The sequence below is a fragment of the Bradyrhizobium sp. 160 genome (genome assembly GCF_023073735.1).
GTDB lineage: Bacteria > Pseudomonadota > Alphaproteobacteria > Rhizobiales > Xanthobacteraceae > Bradyrhizobium.
The window spans coordinates 346,674-372,779 of the sequence record NZ_JADPKD010000083.1 but is presented as its reverse complement, the minus strand read 5'-3'; the positions used below and the strand labels follow the sequence as shown (position 1 = coordinate 372,779).

The window sequence follows — 26,106 nt, the reverse complement described above, 5'->3', positions numbered from 1 at the left end:
AAATGCGGGCAGATTGCCGCGAGCGGGAGAAAATAGGTTGGCGCGCGAGTCCGCCGACGATAAGGATGCAAATCCAGCGATTTTTACCCGGAAGGTGGATGGCCTCCCTCGACTCCGTCAGCCTCGCCATATTGCTCGGCGCTGTTCTCGTCATGGCCGGCATCCTCTCGAGCCTGCTCGCGCTGCGCTTTGGCGCGCCATTGCTGCTTGTCTTCCTTGCGATCGGCATGCTCGCCGGCGATTCCGGGCCCGGGCAGCTCCAGTTCGACGACGTCCGCACCACCTATCTGGTCGGCTCGGTCGCGCTCGCCCTGATCCTGTTCGACGGCGGCTTGCGGACGCGCTTTGCCAGCATCCGCACCGTGCTCGCGCCCTCAGTGGTGCTGGCGACCATCGGCGTGCTGCTGACGGCGCTGATCACGGCGCCATTCGCGAAATACGCGCTCGATCTCAACTGGTCGGAATCGCTGCTGGTCGGCGCTGTGGTCGCCTCGACCGACGCCGCCGCGGTTTTTCTGCTGGTGCACACCCAGGGCCTGCGCCTGCGCCCGCGCGTCGGCGCGACGCTGGAGGCGGAATCCGGCACCAACGATCCGTTTGCGATCTTCCTCACGCTCATGCTGGTCGAGTACATCTCGCTCGGCTCGAGCTCGCCCGGCCATGTGCTGATGGAGTTCGTCCAGGAGGCGGTGCTGGGTGCCGTCGTCGGCGTGATCGGTGGACGCCTGGTCGTCATCGCGCTCAACCAGGTGGCGCTGCCGCAGGGCCTCCATGCGCCGTTCGTGACGACCGGCGCGCTCGTCATCTTCGGCGGCTCGCAGATCATGCACGCTTCCGGTTTTCTTGCGGTCTATCTCGCCGGAATCATTATCGGCAACCGGCCGACGCGCGCGCATAATTCGGTGGTGGCCTTCCTGGACGCCGCGACCTGGCTGGCGCAGATCGTGATGTTCGTGCTGCTCGGCCTCTTGGTCTCGCCGAGCCGGCTTGGCGCCAGCGTGCTGCCGGCCGTCGGCGTCGCGCTCGTCTTGATGCTGGTCGCGCGGCCGCTCGCCGTGTTCCTGTGCTTGGCGCCGTTCCGCTTCAACTGGCGCGAGAAGGTCTTCATCGCCTGGACCGGCCTGCGCGGCGCGGTCGCGATCTTCCTGGCCTCGATCCCGATGCTGGTCGGCCTGTCCAAGGCGTATCTCTATTTCGACGTCGCTTTCGTCGTCGTCATCATCTCGCTGCTGCTGCAAGGCTGGACGCTGGCGCCCGCCGCGCGCAAGCTGCACGTGGCGCTGCCGCGCGCCGAGCGCGGGCCGCGCCGCGTCGAACTCGATCTGCCGGGCCAGCTCGAGCAGCAGCTGGTCGGCTATCCGGTGCGGCCGAAGAGCCTGTATTTCCGCCGCGGCCTGATTCCATCCTGGTCCAAGCCGACGCTCGTCATCCGCAACGAGAATATCCTGATGCCGGTGGAGGCCGATCCAATCGCGCCCGGCGATTACATTTACCTGCTGGCGCCGCCGGAAAAGGCGGAGGCACTCGACCGCTTCTTCGTCGACATGCAGCCGAGCTCGGCGCCCGATCCGCATCTGCTCGGCGACTTCATGGTCTCGGGCGAGCACACGCTCGCCGAGCTCGCCGAGATCTACGGCGTGAAGGTCGACAAGGAGGAAAGTAAGCTGACGCTGGCCGATTATTTCGACGTTCATCTCGATCACGCGCCAAAAGAGGGCGCCGAGCTTGCGCTGGATACGATTGTGCTGGTCGCGCGCTCGATCTCCGGCGGCCGCGTCAACGTCGTCGGCCTGCGCCTGCCGGAAGAGGACGAGACCCCGGCGCCGCCGACCCGTGCGCAGGCGCTACGGCGCAAGCTCGCCGACGTCTGGGCGTCGGTGGCGGGGGTTTGACTTGGCTGTCGTCCCGGCTTTTGCCAGGACAATCACGATGAGGAACCGCCACCAAATCGCCGCAACGGCCGAAGATTTGCGCGATTTCGTGACGTCGAAACCCGGAACACTCTGCCATGCCGCTCGTTCTAAGCCGCGTAACAGCTTGGACCGACAGGAGTATGCCATGCGAAAGTTCATCCTTCCGATCGCAACAGCCCTCGCGCTCGGCGCTGCCGCACCGGCGATGGCCTACGATACCGGCGATCAGATCTCGATGCAGGTCGCGCTCGATGTCGCGACAGATCTCGGCGTCGTGACGGTCTCGCACACCAACTTCCTCGGCGACGAATGGGAGATTGATGGGCGGGATCGTGCAGGCCGCTGGATGGAAGTCTATGTTGACGCGAGGACCGGTGAGGTGCGCAACGTCGAGCGAGGCTGGTAGCTCTGAATGATATGGCCGCTGCGTCTTTATGTCAGCACCTTCACCCCGCCGAACGAGGTCACGCGACCCTGCTTCAGCATCACGATCTGCGTGGCGAGCTGGCGCAGCTCGGCGGCGTCGTGGCTGACATAGACCATCGGCACGTTGGCTTCATCGCGGAGCCGCATCAGATAAGGCAGGATCTCGAGCTTGCGGCCTTCGTCGAGCGCGCCGAGCGGCTCGTCGAGCAGCAGGAGGCGTGGCTTCGACAGCAGCGCGCGGCCGAGCGCGACGCGCTGGCGCTCGCCGCCGGAGAGCTTTCCGGGGCGGCGGCCGAGCAGGGCGCCGATGTCGAGCAGGTCGACGATGCGCTTGTGCTGGGCCGGATCGGGTGCGAGGCGGTTCATCTGCCGTCCATAGTCGAGATTCTGCGCGACATTGAGATGCGGAAACAGCCGCGCATCCTGGAAGACGTAGCCGACGCGGCGGCGCCAGGTCGGCACATGGATGCGGGCCGCGGTGTCCTCGACGGTTTCGCCATCGATCACGATGCTGCCGCGGTCGGGCCGCAACAGGCCTGCAATCATGTTGACCAGCGATGTCTTGCCGGCGCCCGAGGCGCCGAACAGCCCGATGACGCGGCCTTCGCTGGTGAATGACGCGTGCAGCGAGAATTCGCCGAGCTGTTTTTCGACATCGACATGCAGCATGGTCAATTCCCGTGCAGCCGCGCGGTGGCGCGGCGGGCGAACCACTCGGCCGCGATCAGAGCGCCGAGCGCGAGCACGATCGAGACGATGACGAGGCGTCCCGCCGCGGCGTCGCCGTCGGGCGTCTGGATCAGCGAATAGATCGCGGACGAGATCGTCTGGGTCTCACCAGGAATGTTGGAGACGAAGGTGATGGTGGCACCGAACTCGCCGATCGCCTTGGCAAAGCCGAGCACCATGCCGGCGAGCACGCCGGGCAGCGCGAGCGGCAGCGTCACCGTGAAGAACACCTTCCACGGCGCCGCGCCCAGCGTCTCGGCGGCCTGCTCGAGCCGGCGGTCGATCGCCTCGATCGACAGCCGCATCGGCCGCACGAGAAGCGGAAACGACATCACGCCGCAGGCGAGCGCAGCGCCGGTCCAGCGGAAAGAGAAGACGATGCCGAGATTGTCGGCGAGGAAACCGCCGACGAGACCGCGGCGGCCGAAGCTAAGCAGCAGCAGATAGCCGGTGACCACAGGCGGCAGCACCAGCGGCAGATGCACGAGTGCGTCGAGCAGCGACTTGCCCCAGAAATCGCGCCGCGCGAGCAGCCATGCCAGCGCGATGCCGAACGGCGTCGCCACCAGCGTTGCGATGACGGCGACCTTGAGCGAAAGCAGGATCGCCGTCCATTCCGCGGGTGAAATCTCGGACATCAAGCCGGAGATATCATGTGGTGGGGCTGATAAGGAACTTGAAGCCGTATTTCTCCAGAATGGTCTTGGCGGCCGTCGAGCGCAGGAAGGCGAGATAGTCGCTGGTCTCGCTTTTCGCGGTCGTGGTCGCGGCGACGGGATAGATGATCGCGGGATGAGAATCGGCCGGGAGGGTGCCGACGATCTTCACGTCCGGCTCGACCTTGGCGTCGGTCGCATAGACGATGCCGAGCACGGCCTCGCCGCGCGCCACCAGCGTCAGCGCGGCGCGCACGCTCTCGGCCATGGCGAATTTCGGCTCGGCGGCCCGCCAGGCGCCCAGCTTTTCGAGCGCAGCCTTGGCGTATTTGCCGACCGGCACGGATTTCACGTCACCGGTCGCGATCCTGCCGTCGCCGGCGAGCTTGGCGAGGTCGAGGCCTTGCGCGATCGTGACGTTGTCGACCTTGGAGTCCTTCGGCGCGATCAGCACGATGCTGTTGCCGAGCAGGTTGACCCGGGTGGATTCGTTGACGGCTTTCTTGGCGATGGCGTAGTCCATCCAGTCGGTGTCAGCGGAGACGAACACGTCGGCCGGCGCGCCCTGCTCGATCTGCCTCGCAAGCACCGAGCTCGCAGCATAGCTGACACTGAACTTAACGCCGGTCTTGGCGGTGTAGGCGGCGTCGATCTCGTCGAGTGCGTTCTTCATCGAGGCGGCGGCGAACACGGTGATGGTCTTGTCCTCGGCACTAGCGGGCGACAGGCTCGCGCCCGCGAGGATGCCGAAGGCGGTGACAAGTGCGGCAATACGAAACATGGATAGCGCTCCGTGCGAACTCGCGCGCGGTGACGCGCGCAAATTTGGCGTTGGGTGGGTCTGATGCGACGGGCGGACGCGCTGTTCCACGGAGCCCCACGGCGGCTTACGGCCAGGCAGGGATATCGCTGCCCAAAGATAGCAGGCACATGTCTTAGGTCAAAGGCGAGCGTTTGTCTAACCAGGCGCGCCTATTGCGCCGGCAGGATCGCGATCGAGACCGAATTGTCCTTGGCGCCGCTGACCTGGAGCACGAAGAGCTGTGCCGACAGCTGATATTTCATGATCTTGCGGATGCCGTCGCAATCGGTCGCGCGCTAAAGGCCACGGGCTTGAGGACATGCCCGTCCTGGACCACGTCAACCCAAGCCCCGGCCGAGAGGGTCAATCCACGGCAATCATGACGTCGGAGGCCTTGATCACAACGGTGACCTTGCCGCCTGCCCTTATGCCGAGGTCGTCGACGGCTTCGTTGGTGATCGAGGACGTCACGATCGTGCCGTTGCCGATGTCGACGCGGATGTGCGAGGTCGTGACGCCCTTTGTGACCTCGACGACATTGCCCTTGATCTGATTGCGTGCACTGATGCGCATGGAGTTCTCGCGGTGGCTGGCGCACGGCGATAGCGCCGCGCGTGCGGACGGGATGGGCTGGAGCGGGATGCGCGTCCCGGCGGGTGTCGCACGCTTACGGCAGCGCGACGCTGCACCATAGCGCATTCGTGAGGTCATGGACCAGCCGCTGACAGAGTTTTTACCGCGCGCCTGTCACGGCTTCGCATCCGGCGCGTGCAGCACCGCCTTGCATGCGGTCGGCATGTCGGCGAGCGTCATCGGCGGCTTCGGTTTCGGCGGCTCCGGCGGCGGTTTTGGGTGCAGCACTGCATCCGAGAACCAATAAGCAAGATCGGAAGGCTTGCAGCCTTCGTCCTCGGCTTGCGACGGCTGACCCTCGCAGTCCCCAGCGCCCGCCGGGCAGTGCATGCGGATATGGAAGTGATAGTCGTGGCCCCACCAGGGGCGGATCTTCGATAGCCAGGCGCGGTCGCCCTTGGCCTCGCGGCACAACGCCTTCTTGATCGCGGCGTTGACGAAGATGCGCTGCACCGCCGGCTCCCGCGCCGCGTCGCGCAGCACCAGCACATGGCCAGATGTGAACACGTTCGGATCGATATCGAGTCGATCGGGACGCACCATCATCACCGCCGACATCTCCTCGCGTTCCTCGCGCGAGAGCCGGCGGTCCGGCATCGGCGTCAGCCAGATGTCGGCATCGAGACCGATCTGGTGGCTGGCATGGCCCGACAGCGCCGGCCCGCCACGCGGCTGGGCAATGTCGCCGACCAAAATGCCAGGCCAGCCGGCGTCCTTGTGCGCCTTGGCCGCGAGCCGCTTGATCAGGGCGATCATGTCGGGATGGCCGTAGTTGCGGTTGCGCGACAGCCGCATCACCTGCCAATTGTCGCCGTTGAGCGGCATCTGCATGGCGCCGCCGATGCAGCCCTTGGTGTAGGAGCCGAAGACATGCGCCGATCCTTTCGACGGCAGCAGCTTGCGCGCGAACAGCTCCTTGGCAGCGAGCGTGGGATCGTTCGGATTGGCGAGCGGCGGCAGCGGCTTCGGGGTGACGCTGCCCTTGTCCTGGGCCAGCGCGGTGCCGGCAATCAGAAGCGCAGCCAGAAGCAGGAGGAGGGTGAGACGGCGGGGACTCATGCCGGGACTTTATAGCCCAACGCCGTCTCAAGGGCCAAGAATTAGACTTTCAGCCCGCCGTAACCTGTGTCTTCGGATGCCGCCGCGACGACCTTCGGCGCGGCATTCTATGTTCCGAACCGCTCGATGACCTCCGCGAGTTCAACGTCGCCCGCGCGCGCCCCGTTTCCACGGTTGGTCGCCCCTTTCTCCAGATCGGCCGCATAAATGACGGCGGAATCGGCTTCCAGCCGCTGGCGCAGAGTCGCCATCTTCGGCCACCGTTCCTTGTCGGCAACTTTATGAAATTCGAGCCAGCGCGCTACGCCGATGAACACGGCATCGGCCAAGGTCGGGCGGTCGCCGACCAGGAAGGTGCTTCCCTCAATCATCTGCTCGAGCTTGTCGTGGCGCTCAATCACGCGCTCGCGCCCCCAGGTCCGCAACGCCGATTGCATCGCCGGGTCGGGCGACTTCATTTCCATCGCAAACCACAACGGGCTGAATGCGGCCGTGAAGCCGGTATTTAGGAATGCCAACAACTGGTGCATCCGGTCGGCCTCACGCGAGAGCGGGTCGAAGCTGATGCGCCGCTCCGGATCTCGGGCCTCGAGCCAGGCGGCAATCGCCATAGTCTCCGTCAGCACGTGTCCCTCCGCGGTGATCAATACCGGCGTCTCGTGTCGGGCGTTTATGCGGGCGTAGGAAGGCTCGCGCATCTCGCCAAGCATATCGACGCGACACAGCCGGTAGGGCTTGCCCAGCCATTCGAGCGCGGCGACGAGCCCCATAGAGCTTCCCAACGGGAAGCCGTACAATAAGATCGGTTCCATGGCCTTGTTCTCCGTGACTTCTGATGATCACGCTGCGCAGCGAAGTCAGAACCTACTCGGCCGTGCCGCCGAGTAAATTACGCACTTTTTGGTAACCACGAGCCCTCAATGAAAGATCTCGTTTCCCGCTGTCCCATCGAGGAAGTGATGCAGGTGCTCAGCGGCCGCTGGCCCACGCTTCTGATTTACTATCTGAAGGAGGGCACCAAGCGATTCAGCGACCTGCGCCGGGACAACCCTACCATCTCGCACAAGATGCTGGCCCTGGAGCTTCGCAAGCTCGAGGACGCCGGCATTGTCCAGCGCGCGGAGTTCGAGGGATATCCGTTGCGCGTCGAATATGATCTGACCCCGTCCGGCCACGCGCTCGTGCCGCTGATAGATGCGCTGGGTGAGTGGTGGGCAGCGACCGACAGCGCTCGCGCGGAATTGGCGGATCGCAGCGAGATGGCGGATCGTCACGATTAGAGGAAGCCAGCTTCGGGATTGGACGGCGCGAACCGCCAGCGATCATCCGCCCATCATCAGCCTGGGCAAGGGCCTCGAGGTCACCATCACCGCCGAAAGTGTAGAGACCGAACTCGAGCTCTGCTGTCTCCGCACCGAGGGCTGCCATGAGGGTCACGGCTTCTGTTCAGCAAGGCAAGGCCGAATGCGGAGATCATCCTCCTCGCCGCACAGCGCGGCATTGATGCGGACGACGAGGACGCTATCAATGCCCCGCGAGAATCGCCTTCCCGACATCCTCATAATGCGTGTCGCGCGCCTGGATCTGCTGCGCGATAGCATGCATGTCGCGAAACCGTCGCTCAAACGGATTGCTGCGGAACACGGCCGTCGCACCGGCCATGTGATAGGCGGCGTCGACCACCTTCGCCGATTGGTGGATGGTCCAGGTCGCGGCGAGACGAACCGCGCTGCGATGCGTCGGGCTGAATTCGCCGGTCGCGCTGAGATCGCGCCACATCGCGTGCGCGGTGGCATAGAGATAGGCGCGGGCGGCGCGAAGATCGCCCTCGGTGCGGCCGATCAGTCCCTGGACCGCCCCGTTATCGCGCATGGCGCTGACCGCGAGTGACTGGTGTTTTCCACGCGCCAACGCGATGGCCGCATCCAGCGTGGCGCGCGCCACGCCGAGGGAGACTGCCGCAAAGCCGAGGCTGAAGGTCGAGCCGGTGCCGATTCTATAGAGAGGACGCTTTTCGCGCAGCGCGGACGGCACGTCGCGGAACGCCGTGAAACGCTCGGGGATAAAGAGATCGGTGACCTCGTAGGAATCGGTGCCGGTGCCGGCGAGCCCGATCGCCTGCCAGACGTCGTGCAGCACGGCGCTCGCGACCGGAAACAGAATGGTGCGCACCTCCGGCGAGCTATCGGCATTTTTCCGCGGGGTGCCGTCGGCATTAACGATACGGACATGCGCCCCCAGCCAGCTCGCCTGCCGCGAGCCGGAGGCAAAATCCCAGCGCGCCGTGACGCGATAGCCGCCGTCCACGATACGCGCCGCATGCCCGATCGCGCCCCAGGCAAGGATGCCCGGCGGCGTATTGAAGATCTCCTGCGCGGTGTCGTGATCGAGCCAGGCGGCGATCATCGCGCAGACGCCGCACTGGCCGAGACACCAGGCGGTCGAGGCGTCCGCCGTCGCGATCTCCTCCAGCATTTGCATGAAGATATCGATCGGGGCTTCGCTGCCGCCGAGGCTTTGCGGCAGCAGCGCGCGGTAGAGCCCGTTCTCGATCAGTGCGGCGACCACAGCAGGCGTCAGCCGCCGCGTCCGCTCGATCTCGTCGGCTTCACGCGCGATGAGCGGCGCGATCGCCCGGGCACGTTCGACGAGATCGAAGGCCCGCGATCTGTTCATGCGCCACCTCGTCAGGCCGCAGCGCGGCCAAAGTCGAGCGATGGCCGGCGTCTGGTCGGAAAGCTCAGTGCCACCGCGACCGCTGCGAGCCCGATCGTGAACGAGCCGGCGTGCAGCCACGTGTAGCGCTGGAAATTGTCGAACACGAGCCCGCCGGCCCATGGCCCCAGTGCCATGCCGAGGCTGGCAAAGGCCGACACCGCGCCGAACACCGTGCCCATGATGCGCGCGCCAAAGAATTCGCGGACCAGCACCGCATAGAGCGGCATCACGCCGCCATAGGCGAGGCCGAACACGACCGAGAGCGCGTAGAACTCGCCGAGTTGCGCCACCGCAAGATAGGTCGCGATGCACATGGCTTGCACGAGCAGCCCGCCGACCAGCACGGGCTTTGCGCCGCTGCGATCGGCCAGCGCGCCCAGCAGCAGGCGGCCGCCGAGGCCTGAGACGCCGGCCACGCTGTACACCGTCACCGCCGTCAACGGCGCGATGCCGCAGACCATCGCATAGGACACCATGTGGAAGATCGGACCGGAATGCGCGGCGCAACAGGCGAAATGGGCAGCGGCGAGCGCGACGAACTGCGGTGTGCGCAGCGCCTGCGCCGCGGTCAGCTCGACCTCCGGCGCTGCGTCCGCCGCTGCAGGGCCTGCCACTGCGGGCGCCGGACGCACCAGGAAGCAGGCGGGGATCAGCAGCGCCCAGGCGGCGATGCCGATCACCAGCATCGCGGTGCGCCAGTCATAGGCCGTGATCACCCAGCTCGCGGTCGGCGCGATCGTCACTGGCGAGACGCCCATGCCGGCAGAGACCAGCGCCACCGCGAGGCTGCGGTTCTGCTCGATCCAGGCACTCGCGAGCGCCATCATCGGCGCGTAGAAGCTGCCGGCGGCAATGCCGATCAGTACGCCGAAGCAAAGCTGGAACTGCCACAGGCTTGCTGCCTGACTCGCGGTCACGAGACCGAGCCCCAGCAGCAGGCTTCCGGCAAGCACTACGATGCGGGTGCCGAACCGGCCCGACAGCGTGCCCCAGAGGAACGCGGCCACCCCCATGCAGAGAAAATCCAGCGTCGCCGCCGCCGACACGCCGGCGCGCGACCAGCCCATCGCTTCCGAGATCGGCTGCAAAAACACCGCCAGCGACAGCATCGTGCCGAATCCGACACAGGTCATCAGCGCACCCGCGGCGACAACGACCCAGCCATAGTCGAAGCTTGACGGCTTGCTCATGCGTTTCCCTAGCGCTTTTGATTTTGTTGATGGTGCGCGCAGGGGATGGTGGCCTATCTGCCGGGCGAGAGCAAGGCGGGTTGCCACCGCGGGCTGACACGGCCCGTCCGCAATGATATCATACCTCACATCACCGGCCTGCGATGTTGTTCTCACAAGCGCACACACATCAACGTGCGAGGAGGCAAATCCAATGAAATGGGGAGCGCTGTGCAGGCCGCGTGGGCGCCGCAGGCTTGCCTTGCCCGTCATTTTCGCCGCCGCAGTCTGGGCACCTTCAGTATGCGCAGAGGACATTCGAACCGGCGAGCCGGGGCCGGTCTTTTCAGACAGCGGTCCCGATGCCGATCTTTACGGCGCGGCTGACGGCTATCCGGTCGGCACGCGGGGCGGTGCCCCTCAGCTCGACAAGCTCGTCGGGGTCTACAGCCATTTCGGCGACTTCGCCGGCACCTACACTGAGATCGTCGAGCACAAGCGGATCGAATACGCATTCGGCGATCGAAAAGCCGAGGTCGAGTTCGTGCCGGGCCCAAATGGCATTGTCGTCCGCGTCGTCTTCGATAGCGAAGCGAATCACTAGGCGGCTGGCAGGCGATCCTCGATAATTTTGCGCGCTACCTCGAGGTGCTCGCCTGCCGCGAGCCCGAGGCAAGATCCCAGCGTGCCGTGACGCGATAACTGCCCTCGACCGCGCGCCTCATGCGCGATCGCGCCCCAGGCTAGGATGCCGGGCGGCGTATTGAAGATCTCCTGCGCAATGTCGTGATCGAGCGAGGCCGCGATTATCGCGCAGACGCTGCACTGGCCGAGACACCAGGCGCTCGTCCCGCTGTAGGGACGTCAGTAAATTTGGTCGACTGGGAGCCCAAGAGCCATTGCACCCGTATATCTTGCTTGGGCGCCGGGCTGCAGGGGATGATAGCGTGCGGCCTGTATGTCGCGGAAGCGCCGTTCTAGACCGGCCGCGCGATAGAACCCCGCGCCGCCAGCGAGCTCCATTGCTAACTCCACCGCTGCGATTGCATGCCGCGCTACGAGATGGCGGCCGATCACCACCTGGTTCACTGTTTCGGCCGACGGCTTATTCAGGCGCACAGCTGCAAGCATGGTTTGCCGTGCCATCCGTGCGCCAGCAAGCTCGGTATCCATGCGGCCAGCCAGCTGTACAACGTTATGATCGAGCTCTTTGCGCCGCGCGAGCAAGAGAGCAATATCCCGTGCGCTCTCGGCAACGCCCACATAGACCGAGTAAATCAGTGGCAGTGCGATGGTTGCGATCGTCTGGAATAAGGGATCCCACTCACCAGCCTTGCGACGCGCCGATACGGCACTTTCAGGCACTACGTAGCCATCAATCATCACGTCATTCGAACCGGTCGAGCGCATACCCAAAACTCGCCAAGTGTCCAAGATCTTCACCTGGGGTGAGCTCATCGGCACACCAAAGTGAAGCACCATTGGCGGCTCACACTCCTGTTGCAGCACCGCGCCCGTCATCATGAGAGTCCCGGCTGGCGAGCCCGAGGAGAAAACCTTTCGAGCGGTGATCTTATAGCCGCCGTCCACCTTCTCGGCTTTGCCGGAGCCGCCGACCCAATCCGAACCGCCGCTTGAGAGCAGGAAAATGCGTTCCTGGGCGATACGTGTCAGCAGGTTCTCCACCGCCGTCACTTTCTGATGCCGCCAGCGCCAAGCGGTGATGGCGACCTGGTGGGTGTGCATGGAGAATGCAAGCGCTGTGGATCCGCAGTGATACGCCAGGACACGGAGCATCTCGGCCAGCTCATCGACCTCCGCTCCACGGCCCCCGAGCTCGGTGGGGACGCCGGCTTCGAGCAATCCCGACGATTTCAAGTCCTCATAGTTCTCGGCTACAAAGCAATCTTCGTCCGTCGCCTGCTCGGCCCGTCGTTGGAACACGGGCCCGAGTTCCCGCGCAATGTCGATCGAACTGCGCGGGCTCGCTGATTGGATATCGTGACCTTGATTGAGGCTCATGGCGGTACTCCTCCGAGAAGATAGGAGAACCGTAATCCTCTAGGGCCGGACCTTTCCAGTTCAAAATCCCGTGCTAGCGGTAGCCCAGCTGGGACGGGCTCGATGCCTTCACCTCGGCCTGAGCCCCTTCGCAAAAATCGAACGACACGTGCGGTGACGCGGCGGAGGGAGCTGTTCTTATGCCGCTAATTGACTCGTGGCGGATGGTTATGCGTCAACACAGCTTTCCTGATGCATGAGCCGATACCCGCTATTCAGCAGGCGTCGCCATTTTGCGCGAATGCGAGTTCGCTACACCGGCAAGGAGAGCAATCTTCCTGACCGGGCTGCTCGGGGCCGTCGTGCTCGCGGTGCTAATCCTGGTTATTGCGCACTGATCGCGCTGGGTTTTGAGGCTGTTTGTGAAGAGCCATCAGTGGACCGCGATCCATACTCCTGGCCATCATCAAAGGCACCAGCCTCAAGAGCTGGTTCGACCGATACTTTCCCGTAACATTGTTGGTACAACTTGTTCGACTGACTGCGGCGGGATTCCAAGCTCGGAAAATCCTGGCATTCCCACTGACGCTATGTTGTCGAGCTGCATCAACTCCACCTGATTCCGGGTGATGGGTGGCCTTGGAAGCAGCTCCGAAATCCATCCCGCTACATGCCAAGCAGCAAACGGCACTGGAACGAGCATAGGGCTGCGGCCGGCTGCGTGCGCAACCTTTTTGAGAAGCTCTTCGTATGTGTAGATGCGAGGACCAGCGCATTCATATGTGATTGCGCTTGTTTCGGCTCTCAGAAGCGCTCTTGTGATCGCGTCGGCCACATCGTCAACATAGGCCGGCTGCAATCTCGTCAATCCGCGGCCGAACATCGGATAGATCGGATATCGGCGGACAAGCTTGAGGATGATGGTGAGAAACGCATCATCCGGGCCGAACATTACCGCCGGGCGAACCAGCGTAGCCTCAGAAAATACTGCGCGGACCGCGAGTTCGCCTTCGCCACGCTTGCGAATATAGAGGGACGGCGAAGTGGCGTCAGAGCCGATTCCGGAAACGTGGATAAGCCGCTTGACGCCAGCTTGATGTGCTTGGGCCGCCAGTCGCCGGGCTGATTCCACATGCACGGAATGAAAAGTCTCCTGTCCGTGTTCGACATAGAGGCTGACTGTATTGATGGCGCCGTATGCGCCATCAACAGCAGCGGCTATCGAACCCTCGTCGCGTAAATCGACGTTCACAGATTGGAGGCGTGGGTCGTCATGACCAAAAAGCTGTCTGCCTCGCTCGGGATGTCTTGATGCAATCCGAACGAAAAACTCAGGTGCCCGGAGCAGGTGTTGAACAACGCGGCGGCCGAGAAACCCCGTTCCACCGAACACCGTAACAAGGCGATTATGTGCGGGCGCCATGGCGCAACTCGTCCTGAGATCGTCTCAAGCAAGGCATGGCTAGCGGAGACCGCAGGCTCGTCGGTCGTCCATTACACACGATCGCGGAGGTCGGTCACGCCTTCCTTCTGGGCGCAGTGGTCGCAGCAATAGTAGGTGCCGCTCTTTTCCAGGCCGTGCCCCACGATGCGCGTTCCGCAATGCTTGCACGTTGGCGCCAAGGCATGAATTGCGCACTCGAAGCTGTCGAACGTGTGCGCCTGGCCGTTCATCACCACCTGAAAAGCCTTGTCATAATCATTGCCGCAGGTTTCGCATGTCGACATTGTGCCTCCTTCACGCCGCGCGGCGTTTGCGAGTTGAGCAGCCTTCTTGGCTGACCTGGTACGTTCATCGGCCGGTCGGCTGGCTGGCGCTTTTCCACCAAGTCTGCCGCCCTTGCGTGACGGCGAGGTGTCTGCTTCGGTGCCTCTGCGGGACCCGCTCTTCTTCCCGCCATGGGTTTCTTTGTTGACGGTCGCCCAGGCCCGCCGTTCGGCTTCCGTGTCGGGTACACCTCGGGATTCGTGGCCTTCCTCGATGTGTTCGGCCTATCGCTTCTGCTTATGGATGTAGCTGCGTTTGTCTCCGCGTGGCATCACGGCTTCCCTCTTCAGGTACGTCTCCTCGCGCGACGAACGGCGGAGTTCACCAATTGTTCCTATGCGACCTAACTTACCGCAGACCGTGTAGGAGCCAGTGTGCACCGCCCGCTGAGACACTCAGTTAGCATCCAGGGCAACCGAAGAGAGGCGGGATCAAGTTGATTGGTCGAACCGTCAACTTGCGCCATGCCTTTCGGAAGTCCGAGGATGTTCGCGGGCCTTTGCCAATGCAGTTTGCCGACCGCGGCGAATTGTTTCGCCGGCATTCCCGCAGGGGGCCCGGAAGCCGACGCAAAGCCATCACCGATGTGGCGTTCGGATCCCGAGATCGAAGGCTAGTCGGTCGGCGGTCGAGATGTTGCGTGCTGATCGGCGCCGGCCTCACGCCCGTTGCGATGATGCCATCATGCCCCTGTTTTGCCCGACGGGTCAAATGGATTTCGTAAAATCGAAAAAACGCAATACAAACAAGACCCCGGCTACTGTGCATGGGGTTGTTTTTCGATATTATCTTTTTCGGGTCCCAAACGTCCCGGACCAACCAATCTCGTCACGCTTGAAACAGGCCTAAGCCCGCCTCAGCTATCCACCTTCAGCGCGGCAATGAAAGCTTCCTGCGGGATGTCGACCTTGCCGAACTGCCGCATCTTCTTCTTGCCTTCCTTCTGCTTCTCAAGAAGCTTGCGCTTACGCGTGATGTCGCCGCCGTAGCATTTTGCGGTGACGTCCTTGCGGAGCGCGCGCACCGTCTCGCGCGCGATCACCTTGCCGCCGATCGCCGCCTGGATCGGGATTTGGAACATGTGCGGCGGGATCAGCTCCTTCATCTTCTCGACCATGGCGCGGCCGCGCCCTTCCGCGCGGGTGCGATGCACCAGCATCGAGAGCGCGTCGACCGGCTCGGCATTGACCAGGATCTGCATCTTGACGAGGTCGGCCGGCTTGTAGTCGGTGAGATGATAGTCGAACGAGGCGTAGCCCTTGGAGACCGACTTCAGGCGGTCGTAGAAATCGAACACGACCTCGTTGAGCGGCAGGTCGTACTTCACCATCGCGCGGGAGCCGACATAGGTGAGCTCCTTCTGCGCGCCGCGGCGGTCCTGGCACAGCTTCAGCACGCTGCCGAGATATTCGTCGGGCGTGAGGATCGTCGCCTCGATCCAGGGCTCGTCGATCTCGGCGATCTTGACCACGTCGGGCATGTCGACGGGATTGTGGATCTCGATCTCCTGGCCATCGGTGAGCTTCATCTTGTAGATGACGCTCGGCGCGGTCGCGATCAAATTGAGATCGAACTCGCGCGACAGCCGCTCCTGGATGATCTCGAGGTGCAGCAGCCCGAGGAAGCCGCAGCGGAAGCCGAAGCCGAGTGCAGCCGAGGTCTCCATCTCGAAGGAGAAGCTGGCATCGTTCAGCCGCAGCTTGCCCATGGCGCCGCGCAGCGTTTCGAAGTCGTCGGCATCGACAGGGAACAGTCCGCAGAACACCACCGGGATCGCCGGCTTGAAGCCGGGCAGCATCTCCGTCACCGGCTTCCGGTCATCGGTAATGGTATCGCCGACGCGGGTGTCGGCCACTTCCTTGATCGCGGCGGTGATGAAGCCGATCTCGCCGGGACCGAGCTCGTCGACCTGCTGCATCTTCGGCGTGAAGAAGCCGACGCGCTCGACGTCGTAGGCAGCGCCGGTGCCCATCATGCGCACGCGGCTGCCCTTCTTCATGACGCCGTCGACGACGCGGATCAGCACGACGACGCCGAGATAGACGTCATACCAGCTGTCGACCAGCAGCGCCTTCAAGGTCGCCTCGCGATCGCCCTTCGGCGGCGGCAGGCGGGTGACGATCGCTTCCAGCACATCGGGGACCCCTAAGCCGGTCTTGGCCGAGATCATCACCGCGTCGGAGGCGTCGATGCCGATGACGTCCTCGATCTGCTGCTTGATCTTCTCGGGCTCGGCGGCGGGAAGGTCGACCTTGTTCAGGACCGGGACGATCTCGTGGTTGTTGTCGAGCGCTTGGTACACGTTGGCGAGCGTCTGCGCTTCGACGCCCTGGCTGGCGTCGACCACCAGCAGGGAACCCTCGCAGGCCGCCAGCGACCGCGAGACCTCGTAGGCGAAGTCGACATGGCCGGGCGTGTCCATCAGGTTGAAGATGTAATCCTTGCCGTCCTTGGCGCGGTATTGGAGCCGCACCGTCTGCGCCTTGATCGTGATGCCGCGCTCGCGCTCGATGTCCATGGAATCGAGCACCTGCTCCTTGCCCGCCATCTCGCGGTCGGACAGGCCGCCGGTCATCTGGATCAGGCGGTCGGCCAGCGTCGATTTGCCATGGTCGATATGGGCGACGATGGAGAAATTGCGGATGTTGGAAATGGGGACGGTCGTCATGGGCGCGGGATACCACTCACATCCCCGTGCGGCAACCATATTGCTGTATTTTCAGGGCCTTTGTTCACGCCAAGCTCATTCCACGATCGGCCAAAACACGCTAGGCAACCGCTCATGTCGACGACTTCGATCCCCTCTGCCAAAGCGCGCGCGAAGACCCGGGTGAGCTATGCCCGCTTCCGGGCTTGGTTGGTTGCCTGCGCGATCCGGCCCGAGGCCCGCCTCTGGTTGGTGATCCAGCTCGCCATCCTGCATGCAGTGCTCTGGACCTTCATCCTGATCAATCTCAAGGCGGCGCAGGACGTTCACATGGACGTCGCAGAAGCTTATGCTTGGGGCCAGAAATTCCTGTGGGGTTACGGCAAGCATCCGCCACTGTCGGGCTGGGTCGCCGGCCTCTGGTTCAAGCTGTTTCCGGCGGCGGATTGGGCGACCTATGCGCTTGCGATGGCGACCGTCAGTATCGGCATGGTGGTCTGCTGGATGGTTGCCTTGCGCGTGGTCGACGCGCGGCGCGCGTTCCTGGTCATGGTGATGATCGCTCTCTATCCGATCTTCAATTTCAAGGGTTTCAAGTACAATCCGGATCTGCTCCAGCTCGTCACGCTGCCGCTGCTCGTGCTCGCTTACCTCAACGCCTTCGCGAAGCGGAGCTGGCAATCCGGAATCCTTCTCGGGCTTGCCGGTGCGCTGGCGCTGATGACCAAATATTGGGTGCTGACCATGATCGGCGCCATCGGCCTTGCCGCGCTGATCCATCCCGAGCGGCTGCGCTTCCTGTCGTCGCCGGCGCCATGGGTCGCGGTCGCGGCGATGGCGGTGGCGATGATCCCGCACTTCGTTTGGCTGGCGGATGCGCATTTCGTGCCGCTGACCTATGCCGGCGACACCTACAGCCTCCAGGACTCGAGCCAGGTGCATCAGCTCGTCGCGGGCTACGTCTTGCATAATTTGGCACTGCTGGCCCTGCCGGTCGCGCTGGCCGCGCTCGCCATGGCGCTGGCGCCGCCGTGGCTCACGCTGCTGGTGCGGGCGCCGTCGCGCATCGTCACGCGGGCCTGGGCGCGCGGGGTCAACCCGGGCGTCAACCTCTCGCAGGCGCTGAACATCTGGATCATCCAGATCATCGTGGCGTTCGGTCCGCCGCTCGGCGCGCTGGCCTTCAGCATCTACATGAAGACCGATTGGGGCATCTCGCTGTTCTTCCTGGTGCCCTTGGCGCTGGTCGCGATCCCCGCATTGCGGGTGCAGAGCTCTGTGCTGTTCAACATCGCCGCGATCTGGCTCGTGCTCAGCGCAGCCACGCTCGCGGCCTCGCCGTGGATCGCCGCGCGCGAGATGGCGGCCAATGCCGGCAATACCGCAACCTATGGCGCGCGTTCGGAGCTCGCGCGCGAGCTGACGCAGGCCTGGCACGCGCGCTTTGCCTCACGCTGGGCGGTCGTTGCCGGTACGATGGAGACCATTCAGCCGATGGTGTTCTACAGCCCCGATCACCCCAGCCCGTTCACGCCGAACGAAGCCTGGGCGTCGGGATTGACCTCGCTCGACGATGTCAAGACCTACGGCTTCATCGGCGTGTTCGATCCGACCGACGAACGCCTGCCCGCGTTCGAGAAATGGGTGTCGGCGATCGCGCCGAATGCCGAGCGCATGGTGATGACGACGCGCCGCTTCACCCACGGCAAGGCCGGCCCGGCGATGAGTTGGAACGTCTACATCGTGCCGCCGGGAAAGTGATCGGGATATCGTAGGGTGGCAACGCGAAGCGTGCCCATCAATTTCAGCACACGATGAGAGAGATGGTGGCCACGGCGCATTGCGCCTTGGCCCACCCGGCGTCGAGCGCTTGGCTCAAATCCCTTCCTCGTTGAACTTGCTCTCGACGAGTTCGGTGATCGCCGCGAGCGCCGCTTCGGCTTCCTCGCCGGCCGCGGCGACCGTGATGGTCGTGCCAGGACCCGCGGCAAGCATCATCAGGCCCATGATCGAAGTGCCGCCGACGGTCTCACCGCCGCGCGTCACCCACACTTGCGCGTTGAAGCGCTCGACGGCCTGGACGAATTTCGCCGAGGCGCGGGCGTGCAGGCCGCGCTTGTTGATGATCAGGAGCTCCTTGGAGATCGCGCCTGCGGGCACGCCCGCTGCGGCTTGCGGCGCGTCGTCGCTCATTTGCCGGCGAGCACGCGGCTGGCGATGGTGACGTATTTGCGGCCCGCTTCCTGGGCCATCGCGATCGCGTCGGGCAGCGGACGTTCCTCGCGCACCTTGGCGAGCTTCACCAGCATGGGTAAGTTGATGCCCGCGAGCACTTCGACCTTCGGCCGGCTCATGCAGGATATTGCGAGGTTCGACGGCGTGCCGCCGAACATGTCGGTGAGGATCGCAACGCCGTCGCCGGAATCGACGCGGTTAACCGCCTCGATAATGTCGCTTCGGCAGAGATCGGAATCATCTTCGGCACCGATCGTGATCGCTTCGATTTGCTTTTGTGGGCCCATGACATGCTCAAGCGCTGCCTTGAATTCGTCGGCAAGGCGCCCGTGGGTCACAAGTACTAGACCAATCATCGGAAAACTCCTCGCGGGCGCTTTTGGTGCACCGCACGAACGCGCCACTTTGACCATCCAGAGCCCCCGCGCAAGAGGGGATGTTGCGTATCTCCCTGAACCTAGACGGATGGATGAGGGAAGCTGCGCCGGTCTACTCGGTCGCGATAGTGGGGTTCATATGGTTACCATTTCCCTTCAAACAATCGCCTGAGGGGTTAACGGAAGATGAACTCTTGGTAGTGGTCAAGGCCGCGACAACCAGCGGGAGGGGCGAATAGCCGCGCTCGACCGGGATGCGCGGTATTTCGACACCAGAAATGCTGGCTTTCAGCGATTCTGTCGCAGGCAGACGCTCGGCATCCGGTGCGTCCAGATCGACCACGAGGCCGACGATCGCGTGCTCCACGAAGTCGCAGCGGCGAATTCCCAAGCCCCGGATCTCGATCAGGCCAGCCAAGACCGGAGCGGGGCGGACTTCAATTTCATGGCCGACTGTCGCCAGATGGACACGGTCATCTCCGACCAGAACGGCCCTTTCGATCAGGCCTGACCGGCCCGCCATGATCAAATCGAAGGCAAGGCGCGACTTGCCGGAGCCGGAGGGACCGCGGATCAGCACGGCAAAAGTCCCGACCTTGACGGCGGAGGCGTGCACGCTGGGGCCGCCGTCGCTCATAGCGCCGGCAGCCTCACCACGAAGCGCGCGCCGGCGACCGTCGGCGCGCCTTCGGCATCCAGCGGGCCTGCGCGGTTCTCGGCCCAGATCCGCCCGCCATGGGCATCGACGATCTGCTTGGAAATCGACAGCCCGAGGCCGGAGTTCTGGCCGAAGCCCTGGTGCGGACGATCGGTATAGAAGCGCTCGAAGATGCGCTCCAGCGCGTCCTCGCGGATGCCGGGCCCGTCGTCGTCGACCACGATCTCGATCTCTCCGCGCACGCGGCGGCAGGTGAGGCGCACCTTGCTGCCGGCTTCCGAGAAGGATTGCGCGTTGGACAGCAGGTTGGAGACCACTTGTCCGAGCCGCGAATCGTGACCGGTCACGGAGAACGTGTCGGTCGGGCCGCGGCCCTCGAAGCGGGTCTCGACCGCGACGTCGTGGCCGAGCTTGGTCTCGTTGGCGACCGACACCAGTGTCGTCAGCAGGCGGCGCACGTCGACCGGGATCGCATCCTGACGCTGCAATTCGGCATCGAGGCGGCTGGCGTCGGAGATGTCCGAGATCAGACGGTCGAGCCGCTTGACGTCGTGCTCGATCACCTCGAGCAGGCGTGCGCGGCTGGTCTCGTTGCGCGCCAGCGGCAGCGTCTCGACCGCCGAGCGCAGCGAGGTCAGCGGGTTCTTCAGTTCATGGGCGACGTCGGCGGCGAACATCTCGATCGCCTCGATACGGCTGTAGAGCGCGCTGGTCATGTCCCGCAGCGCGCCCGAGAGGTGGCCGATCTCGTCGCGGCGGCGGGTGAAATCGGGAATCTCGATGCGGGCCTTGATACGGCGGCGGACGCGCTCGGCGCTGTCGGCGAGCCGGCGCACCGGACCTGCGATCGTGCTGGCAAGCAGCAGCGACAGCATGATCATGACCGCTGCGGCAACGCCGCCGACCTTCAGGATGGCGAGGCGCTCGGCAGTGACCATCTGGTCGATGTCGTCGCCCTGGGTCGAAAGCATCAAGGCGCCGTGGATTGCGCGCGAGCGCAGCACGGGGACCGCGACCGAGACGATCACCTCGCCGCGTGCGTTGACCCGCACCATCGAGCGCTTCTGGCCGTGGAGCGCATCGCCCACCTCCGCGTAGCCATTGCCATTCTCGGGCCCGAGCTCACGGTAGAGCGGCAGGTCGCCGCGGTTCAGCCAGGTTCGCACCGCGACCATGCCGCGCTCGACGATGCCGGGCTTCTCGGCCGGTGGCGGCAGATTGTAGCGCAGCACGTTTTCGAGGTTGCGGCTGTCGACCAGCAGGCTGCCGTTCGGATCGTAGATGCGCGCGCGCGTCTTGGTCGGCGAGATCAGCGTGCGCAGCACCGGCGCCACCCGCTCCGGATTGATCGGGAAATCCAGCGGCGAATATTCGTCCGAGCCGCCATAGGTCTCGCCTGGCTTGAGATCGAGCAACCGGTCGGGGTCGATGGTGATGGCGTTGGTCTGCACGGTCGCAGAGGCCGCGATCGCGCCGGCGATGATCTCGGCCTGCACCAGCAGGCTCTGCGCCCGCGCGTCGATCAGGCCGGCGCGGAATTGCGACAGATACAGGATGCTGGCGACCAGCGCGACCAGGCCGGCGAGGTTGAGCGAGACGATGCGGCGGGTCAGGCTCGAGAAGGACAGCGCGAAGAAGAACTGACCGGCGCGCTTCAGCCAGTTCAGCGGCCGCCAGCCCTGCGGCTTGTCTTCGGCAACGTGCTCCGGAACGCCGTCGGATGCGATATCCTCGGCGCTCTGGTTTGGATCAGGCTGCGTTCGGTCAAGCAATGCTTACGCCCGCGTTAGGACAGCTCGTTGAGAAGGTCCCCGCATCCTAGAGCCATCCCGGTTCCGATGGAATCAGAACCAGCGATGCTCTCCTCTTTCGTGAAACTGCGCGAGTCTCAGGCTTCCTTGAAGCGGTAGCCGACGCCGTAGAGCGTTTCGATCATCTCGAACTCGTTGTCGACCACCTTGAATTTCTTGCGCAGCCGCTTGATGTGGCTGTCGATGGTGCGGTCGTCGACATAGACCTGGTCGTCATAGGCGGCGTCCATCAGCGCATTGCGGCTCTTCACCACGCCGGGCCGGGTCGCCAATGCCTGGAGGATCAGGAATTCGGTGACGGTCAGCGTCACCGGCTCGTTTTTCCAGGTGCAGGTATGCCGTTCCGGATCCATGCGCAAAAGGCCGCGATCGAGCGCCTTGGCGTCGTTCTCCTTCGGCGCGACGGTCGGGTCCTTCGGCGCCGAGCGGCGCAGCACCGCCTTGACGCGCTCGACCAAAAGGCGCTGCGAGAACGGTTTGCGGATGAAGTCGTCGGCGCCCATCTTGAGGCCGAACAGCTCGTCGATCTCCTCGTCCTTGGACGTCAGGAAGATCACCGGCAGGTCGGACTTCTGCCTGAGACGGCGCAACGTCTCCATGCCGTCCATGCGCGGCATCTTGATATCGAGGATGGCGAGATCGGGCTGGGTGGTGCGGAAACCGTCAAGTGCGGAAGCGCCGTCGGTGTAGGTCATGATGCGGTAGCCTTCGGCTTCCAGCGCGATCGAGACGGATGTGAGAATGTTGCGGTCGTCGTCGACCAAAGCGATTGTGGGCATGAGCCTCTGCTTTCTGCTTTCCGTTTTGGGTCGTGGCTTGAAACGGCGAGCAATCCAGTGATGCGCCGCATACATGGGTGCCGAAATCGGCGTTCGAACTTTGTCACCGAGCAATGCAAGCTGGGCTGAAGTGTGACCAAGTTCCACGAAACGCGGCAGATTCGCCGCATCTCGACCCATAACCTGACCCCCGTTTACCCGAGAAAAGGCCTCTCTTGCAACCACCCGACCCGAGAAAGCCGATGCAACCGACCCCGGATTTCGACCCCGCGAAACTCGCCAAATCGCTGCTGCGACGGCCGCGGCAGGGGGCGCTGGCGACCCTGATGGCCGGCAGCGGCGATCCCTATTGTTCCCTGGTCAATCTGGCGAGCCACCCCGATGGCTCACCGATCCTGCTGATCTCGCGCCTCGCCGTGCACACCAGGAACATCCTGGCGGACAGCAGGGTCTCGCTGATGCTGGACGAGCGCGCGGCCGGCGATCCCCTGGAAGGGGCCCGGATCATGCTGTCCGGCCGGGCCGAGCAGGCTGACGCCGACAAGGACTTGCTTCAGCGGCGCTATCTCAATGCCCATCCGTCGGCGGAAGGCTTTGTTTCGTTTAAGGATTTCTCCTTCTTTCGGATCCGGCCCACGGGAGCCCATCTGGTCGCCGGCTTCGGCCGGATCGTTGACCTCAAGCCTGAGCAGTTCCTCACGGACCTCACCGGCGCCGAGGATCTCCTGGCGGCGGAACAGGGCGCCGTGGAGCACATGAATGCCGACCATCGCGACGCCATGAACCTCTATGCGACGAGGCTCCTCGGCGCGCCCGAGGGTGACTGGCGCTGCACCGGCTGCGATCCGGAGGGTCTCGACATGCAAATGGATCAGACCGCGCTCCGGCTGGAGTTCCCGGAGCGGGTGACGGATGGCACGGCACTGCGCAAGATGCTGGTCCGCCTCGCCGGTGACGCGCGCAAGAAGCTGGACCAAGGCGCAACACGTTGAACGTCGCGGCTCATCGCTGCGATCCAAGACCGTAATCGGTCCGACGGCGCAGCGAGAATGGTGCTCGCAAGATGGAATCGGCCGGCGCTGATCGCAGACCTCGCGCCCGCGGCGAGCGCATTGATCACCACGCCAGCCCTTGCCCAGAAAGGAAGTCTTGCCGCGGCGGGCGCGTGGATCAACCCGCTCATGGGTGCTTGCCGAATACCGCCGAGTTGAACGCGGTGGCGAGCGATGTCGGCGACGGATGCCGACATCCACCTCGGCTGCGACGCCAGTGAAACGACGCTCGAGCGTGCAGCGCTTGCTCAAGATGGCATCATCAACTTTGCTACCCACGGCCTTTTCGCTGCGACATCAAAAGGACTCGGTGAGCCCTCGCTTGCACTCTTGATCCCGATCAGCCATCGGAGCTCGACGACGGCCTGCTCACTGCGAGCGAAGTCACCCAGCTCAAGCTCAATGCGGACCGGATTGTGCTGTCGACCTGCAACACATCGCGGGCGACAAGCCGGGCCGAGGCCCGGTCGGGATTGGCGCGCTCGTTCTTCTATGCCGGTGCCTGCGCGCTTCTTGTGTCGCATTGAGCGGTGAATTCGGAAGCGGCCACGCGTTTGACCACGTCAACAAGAACTACCGAAGATCGGTCGCGGCAAAGCCTTGCGCGTGTGATGCTGACTTATCTCGATGCCGCCTCGTCACCGCAATGCCTACCCGCGATGTGGGAGCGGTTCGCACGCATCGGCAAAGCCGAGGTAAGATGGGAAGCCAACTCGGCATTGTGCGTCGCAATAACCTGACGTAACCCGCGAACGCGCGTTTGGTTGCGCGATCATTCGGACTTTTTGATGCGCTTGCTCAGAGCTGACATGCGCGACGTTTGGCGCGGTCTTTGAATAAACCAAATCCTACGGGATCAGCTTGGCAACGCCAGCGTTCATCAGTATTAGGTCGTTCCAGCCGAGGCCAAACGGGCCTATTATTCACGGTGACCGCGATGGTGCCAAAGCTTGGTCGCGCTGAGTGTCGCGGGTTCTAGGAGGACTTTTTCGTGCAAGAGACGGGCGTGCGCAACGGTGCCTTCGGCGCCGATAAATTCGGTTTAAAGAATCTCAAGCAGGTTCACTGGAACCTCGGTGCGCCGCAACTCTATCAGTACTCGCTCTCCGCGGGTGAGGCGGTGCTGTCAGCGGACGGTGCACTCTGCGCCGATACTGGCGAGTTCACCGGCCGCAGCCCGAAGGACAAGTTTACGGTGCGTGACGCCACCACCGACAAGAAGATGTGGTGGGCCGGCAACCAGTCGATCACCGCAGAGCAGTTCGAGACGCTCTACCAGGATTTCCTCAAGCACGCCGAAGGCAAGAGGCTGTTCGCGCAGGATCTCTACGGCGGCGCCGATCCGGCCTATCGGATCAAGACGCGCGTCTTCACTGAGCTCGCCTGGCACTCGCTGTTCATCCGCACGCTTCTGATCCGCCCCGAGGCGATCGAGCTGTCGACCTTCGTGCCGGAGCTCACCATCATCGACATGCCGAGCTTCCGCGCCGATCCTAAACGTCACGGCTGCCGCTCGGAGAACGTCGTCGCAATCGATTTCGCCCGCAAGATTGTCCTGATCGGCGGGTCTTATTATGCCGGCGAGATGAAGAAGTCGGTCTTCACCACGCTGAACTACTATCTGCCCGAGCGCGGCGTGATGCCGATGCACTGCTCGGCCAATGTCGGCGCCAAGGGCGATACCGCGATCTTCTTCGGCCTGTCCGGCACCGGCAAGACGACGCTATCGGCCGATCCGAACCGCACCCTGATCGGCGACGACGAGCACGGCTGGGGCCCGAACGGTGTGTTCAATTTCGAAGGCGGCTGCTATGCCAAGTGCATCAAGCTGTCGAAGGAAGCCGAGCCCGAGATCTACGCGGCGTCGACGCGTTTCGGCGCAGTGCTCGAGAACTGCGTGCTCGACGAGGACACCCGCATCGTCGATTTCGACGACGGCTCCAAGACCGAGAACACGCGTTCTGCATACCCGCTCGATTTCATCCCGAACGCCTCGCACACCGGCCGCGCGCCGCAGCCGAAGAACGTGGTGATGCTCGCCGCCGACGCGTTCGGCGTGCTGCCGCCGATCGCCAAGCTCTCGCCGGCGCAGGCGATGTACCACTTCCTGTCCGGCTACACTGCCAAGGTTGCCGGCACCGAGCGCGGTCTCGGCAACGAGCCGCAGCCGGAATTCTCGACCTGCTTCGGCTCGCCCTTCCTGCCGCTCGATCCATCCGTCTACGGCAACATGCTGCGCGAGCTGATTGCCCAGCACAATGTCGATTGCTGGCTGGTCAACACCGGCTGGACCGGCGGCAAATATGGTGTCGGCTCGCGCATGCCGATCAAGGTGACGCGCGCGCTGCTGACCGCCGCACTCGACGGATCGCTTCGCAACGTCGAATTCCGCACCGACAAATATTTCGGCTTTGCGGTCCCGACCGCGCTGCCGGGCGTACCGGCCGAGATCCTCAACCCGGTCAACACCTGGAAGGACAAGGACGAGTTCGACAAGACCGCTCGCGCGCTGGTCGGCATGTTCCAGAAGAACTTCGCCAAGTTCGAAGCCCAGGTCGACGCCGAAGTGCGCGCAGCCGCGCCCGACCTGAAGCTCGCGGCGGAGTAGGCCTCGCGCCTTGGAATGCAAAGGGCGGCCGCGAGGCCGCCCTTTTTGCTTACGCGATATCTCTC

Annotated in this window: 23 protein-coding genes and 6 pseudogenes; 9 read left to right on the top strand and 20 right to left on the bottom strand. The window is 63.9% G+C overall.

The genetic code is table 11. From position 1 onward, the window contains the following. Positions 1 to 98 precede the first annotated feature (98 nt). Both IVA98_RS35795 and IVA98_RS35790 read left to right on the top strand, forming a co-directional pair. On the top strand, positions 99 to 1,892 hold the full coding sequence (locus IVA98_RS35795; RefSeq protein ID WP_247356734.1) for a potassium/proton antiporter: 1,794 nt from the start codon (positions 99 to 101) through the stop codon (positions 1,890 to 1,892). A gap of 166 nt (positions 1,893 to 2,058) precedes the next feature. Continuing rightward, complete coding sequence (locus tag IVA98_RS35790; RefSeq protein WP_247302689.1) at positions 2,059 to 2,319, top strand: PepSY domain-containing protein; 261 nt, start codon at positions 2,059 to 2,061, stop codon at positions 2,317 to 2,319. Positions 2,320 to 2,345: 26 nt separating this feature from the next. On the opposite strand, the gene modC is transcribed toward IVA98_RS35790, so the two are convergent. From modC to IVA98_RS35755, 7 genes and pseudogenes are all read right to left on the bottom strand, one after another. Beyond that, entirely contained in the window at positions 2,346 to 3,008 is a 663-nt protein-coding gene (gene modC, locus IVA98_RS35785) for a molybdenum ABC transporter ATP-binding protein (protein ID WP_247302691.1), read from the bottom strand. A gap of 2 nt (positions 3,009 to 3,010) precedes the next feature. Then, entirely contained in the window at positions 3,011 to 3,706 is a 696-nt protein-coding gene (modB, locus tag IVA98_RS35780; RefSeq protein WP_247302693.1) for a molybdate ABC transporter permease subunit, read from the bottom strand. A 13-nt stretch (positions 3,707 to 3,719) separates the two neighbouring features. After that, positions 3,720 to 4,505 carry a molybdate ABC transporter substrate-binding protein gene (gene modA, locus IVA98_RS35775; RefSeq protein WP_247302694.1) on the bottom strand — a complete coding sequence of 262 codons (786 nt, stop codon included), beginning with the start codon at positions 4,503 to 4,505 and terminating at the stop codon, positions 3,720 to 3,722. A 191-nt stretch (positions 4,506 to 4,696) separates the two neighbouring features. After that, positions 4,697 to 4,893 (bottom strand): annotated as a pseudogene (locus IVA98_RS35770) (hypothetical protein); the annotation flags it as partial. Next, positions 4,890 to 5,099 carry a TOBE domain-containing protein gene (locus tag IVA98_RS35765; protein ID WP_247302696.1) on the bottom strand — a complete coding sequence of 70 codons (210 nt, stop codon included), beginning with the start codon at positions 5,097 to 5,099 and terminating at the stop codon, positions 4,890 to 4,892. The gene IVA98_RS35765 and the pseudogene IVA98_RS35770, both read right to left, overlap by 4 nt. Before the next feature lie 174 nt (positions 5,100 to 5,273). Next, positions 5,274 to 6,218, bottom strand: a complete 945-nt coding sequence (gene mepA, locus IVA98_RS35760) for a penicillin-insensitive murein endopeptidase (protein WP_247302698.1) — start codon at positions 6,216 to 6,218, stop codon at positions 5,274 to 5,276. Positions 6,219 to 6,325: 107 nt separating this feature from the next. After that, positions 6,326 to 7,030 (bottom strand): glutathione S-transferase family protein, encoded by a 705-nt coding sequence (locus IVA98_RS35755; RefSeq protein WP_247302700.1) that lies wholly within the window; start codon positions 7,028 to 7,030, stop codon positions 6,326 to 6,328. Positions 7,031 to 7,138: 108 nt separating this feature from the next. On the opposite strand from IVA98_RS35755, the gene IVA98_RS35750 reads away from it, so the two are divergent. After that, on the top strand, positions 7,139 to 7,498 hold the full coding sequence (locus tag IVA98_RS35750; RefSeq protein ID WP_247276386.1) for a winged helix-turn-helix transcriptional regulator: 360 nt from the start codon (positions 7,139 to 7,141) through the stop codon (positions 7,496 to 7,498). 26 nt (positions 7,499 to 7,524) lie between these two features. Continuing rightward, positions 7,525 to 7,816 (top strand): annotated as a pseudogene (locus IVA98_RS35745) (hypothetical protein); the annotation flags it as partial. Here IVA98_RS35745 and IVA98_RS35740 read toward each other — a convergent pair. Both IVA98_RS35740 and IVA98_RS35735 read right to left on the bottom strand, forming a co-directional pair. Beyond that, positions 7,743 to 8,894 carry an acyl-CoA dehydrogenase family protein gene (locus tag IVA98_RS35740; protein ID WP_247302702.1) on the bottom strand — a complete coding sequence of 384 codons (1,152 nt, stop codon included), beginning with the start codon at positions 8,892 to 8,894 and terminating at the stop codon, positions 7,743 to 7,745. The pseudogene IVA98_RS35745 and the gene IVA98_RS35740 sit on opposite strands and share 74 nt — an antisense overlap. A gap of 11 nt (positions 8,895 to 8,905) precedes the next feature. After that, positions 8,906 to 10,126 (bottom strand): MFS transporter, encoded by a 1,221-nt coding sequence (locus IVA98_RS35735; protein WP_247334897.1) that lies wholly within the window; start codon positions 10,124 to 10,126, stop codon positions 8,906 to 8,908. Between the two features lie 439 nt (positions 10,127 to 10,565). Here IVA98_RS35735 and IVA98_RS35730 point away from each other — a divergent pair. Then, positions 10,566 to 10,807, top strand: a pseudogene (locus IVA98_RS35730) (SRPBCC domain-containing protein); the annotation flags it as partial. Here IVA98_RS35730 and IVA98_RS35725 read toward each other — a convergent pair. From IVA98_RS35725 to lepA, 6 genes and pseudogenes are all read right to left on the bottom strand, one after another. Then, a pseudogene (locus IVA98_RS35725) lies at positions 10,756 to 10,954 on the bottom strand (acyl-CoA dehydrogenase family protein); the annotation flags it as partial. The pseudogenes IVA98_RS35730 and IVA98_RS35725 sit on opposite strands and share 52 nt — an antisense overlap. 15 nt (positions 10,955 to 10,969) lie before the next feature. Then, positions 10,970 to 12,127 (bottom strand): acyl-CoA dehydrogenase family protein, encoded by a 1,158-nt coding sequence (locus IVA98_RS35720; RefSeq protein WP_247356732.1) that lies wholly within the window; start codon positions 12,125 to 12,127, stop codon positions 10,970 to 10,972. Positions 12,128 to 12,587: 460 nt separating this feature from the next. Beyond that, positions 12,588 to 13,529, bottom strand: a complete 942-nt coding sequence (locus IVA98_RS35715) for a complex I NDUFA9 subunit family protein (protein WP_247302706.1) — start codon at positions 13,527 to 13,529, stop codon at positions 12,588 to 12,590. A gap of 71 nt (positions 13,530 to 13,600) precedes the next feature. Next, a complete protein-coding gene (locus IVA98_RS35710; RefSeq protein ID WP_247276393.1) occupies positions 13,601 to 13,834 on the bottom strand; it encodes a metallothionein in 234 nt (77 codons plus the stop codon). Positions 13,835 to 13,844: 10 nt separating this feature from the next. Further along, positions 13,845 to 14,089 (bottom strand): annotated as a pseudogene (locus IVA98_RS35705) (plasmid stabilization protein). A 641-nt stretch (positions 14,090 to 14,730) separates the two neighbouring features. Further along, positions 14,731 to 16,542, bottom strand: a complete 1,812-nt coding sequence (lepA, locus tag IVA98_RS35700; RefSeq protein ID WP_247276394.1) for a translation elongation factor 4 — start codon at positions 16,540 to 16,542, stop codon at positions 14,731 to 14,733. 114 nt (positions 16,543 to 16,656) lie between these two features. Here lepA and IVA98_RS35695 point away from each other — a divergent pair, with 114 nt between their 5' ends. Next, on the top strand, positions 16,657 to 18,282 hold the full coding sequence (locus tag IVA98_RS35695) for a glycosyltransferase family 39 protein (protein WP_247302709.1): 1,626 nt from the start codon (positions 16,657 to 16,659) through the stop codon (positions 18,280 to 18,282). 114 nt (positions 18,283 to 18,396) lie between these two features. Here IVA98_RS35695 and IVA98_RS35690 read toward each other — a convergent pair whose 3' ends face one another. From IVA98_RS35690 to IVA98_RS35670, 5 genes are all read right to left on the bottom strand, one after another. Next, positions 18,397 to 18,714 carry an HPr family phosphocarrier protein gene (locus tag IVA98_RS35690; protein WP_247276396.1) on the bottom strand — a complete coding sequence of 106 codons (318 nt, stop codon included), beginning with the start codon at positions 18,712 to 18,714 and terminating at the stop codon, positions 18,397 to 18,399. Further along, the gene (locus tag IVA98_RS35685; protein ID WP_007597752.1) at positions 18,711 to 19,112 is read right to left on the bottom strand and encodes a PTS sugar transporter subunit IIA; all 402 of its coding nucleotides are present in this window, start codon (positions 19,110 to 19,112) and stop codon (positions 18,711 to 18,713) included. Before IVA98_RS35685 ends, IVA98_RS35690 begins: the two co-directional genes overlap by 4 nt. 133 nt (positions 19,113 to 19,245) lie before the next feature. Then, entirely contained in the window at positions 19,246 to 19,770 is a 525-nt protein-coding gene (locus IVA98_RS35680) for an HPr kinase/phosphorylase (RefSeq protein WP_247302711.1), read from the bottom strand. Next, on the bottom strand, positions 19,767 to 21,563 hold the full coding sequence (locus IVA98_RS35675; RefSeq protein ID WP_247334900.1) for a sensor histidine kinase: 1,797 nt from the start codon (positions 21,561 to 21,563) through the stop codon (positions 19,767 to 19,769). The genes IVA98_RS35680 and IVA98_RS35675 overlap by 4 nt, the downstream gene beginning before the upstream one ends. A 116-nt stretch (positions 21,564 to 21,679) precedes the next feature. Then, on the bottom strand, positions 21,680 to 22,381 hold the full coding sequence (locus IVA98_RS35670; protein WP_008542552.1) for a response regulator transcription factor: 702 nt from the start codon (positions 22,379 to 22,381) through the stop codon (positions 21,680 to 21,682). A gap of 242 nt (positions 22,382 to 22,623) precedes the next feature. On the opposite strand from IVA98_RS35670, the gene IVA98_RS35665 reads away from it, so the two are divergent. The 3 genes and pseudogenes from IVA98_RS35665 to IVA98_RS35655 all read left to right on the top strand — a co-directional run bounded on the left by IVA98_RS35665 (position 22,624) and on the right by IVA98_RS35655 (position 26,041). Next, positions 22,624 to 23,373, top strand: coding sequence for a HugZ family pyridoxamine 5'-phosphate oxidase (locus IVA98_RS35665; RefSeq protein ID WP_247302715.1), 750 nt, complete (start codon positions 22,624 to 22,626; stop codon positions 23,371 to 23,373). A 416-nt stretch (positions 23,374 to 23,789) separates the two neighbouring features. Beyond that, a pseudogene (locus tag IVA98_RS37905) lies at positions 23,790 to 23,960 on the top strand (CHAT domain-containing protein); the annotation flags it as partial. A 464-nt stretch (positions 23,961 to 24,424) separates the two neighbouring features. Beyond that, positions 24,425 to 26,041 (top strand): phosphoenolpyruvate carboxykinase, encoded by a 1,617-nt coding sequence (locus tag IVA98_RS35655; RefSeq protein WP_247276400.1) that lies wholly within the window; start codon positions 24,425 to 24,427, stop codon positions 26,039 to 26,041. Positions 26,042 to 26,106: the final 65 nt, after the last annotated feature.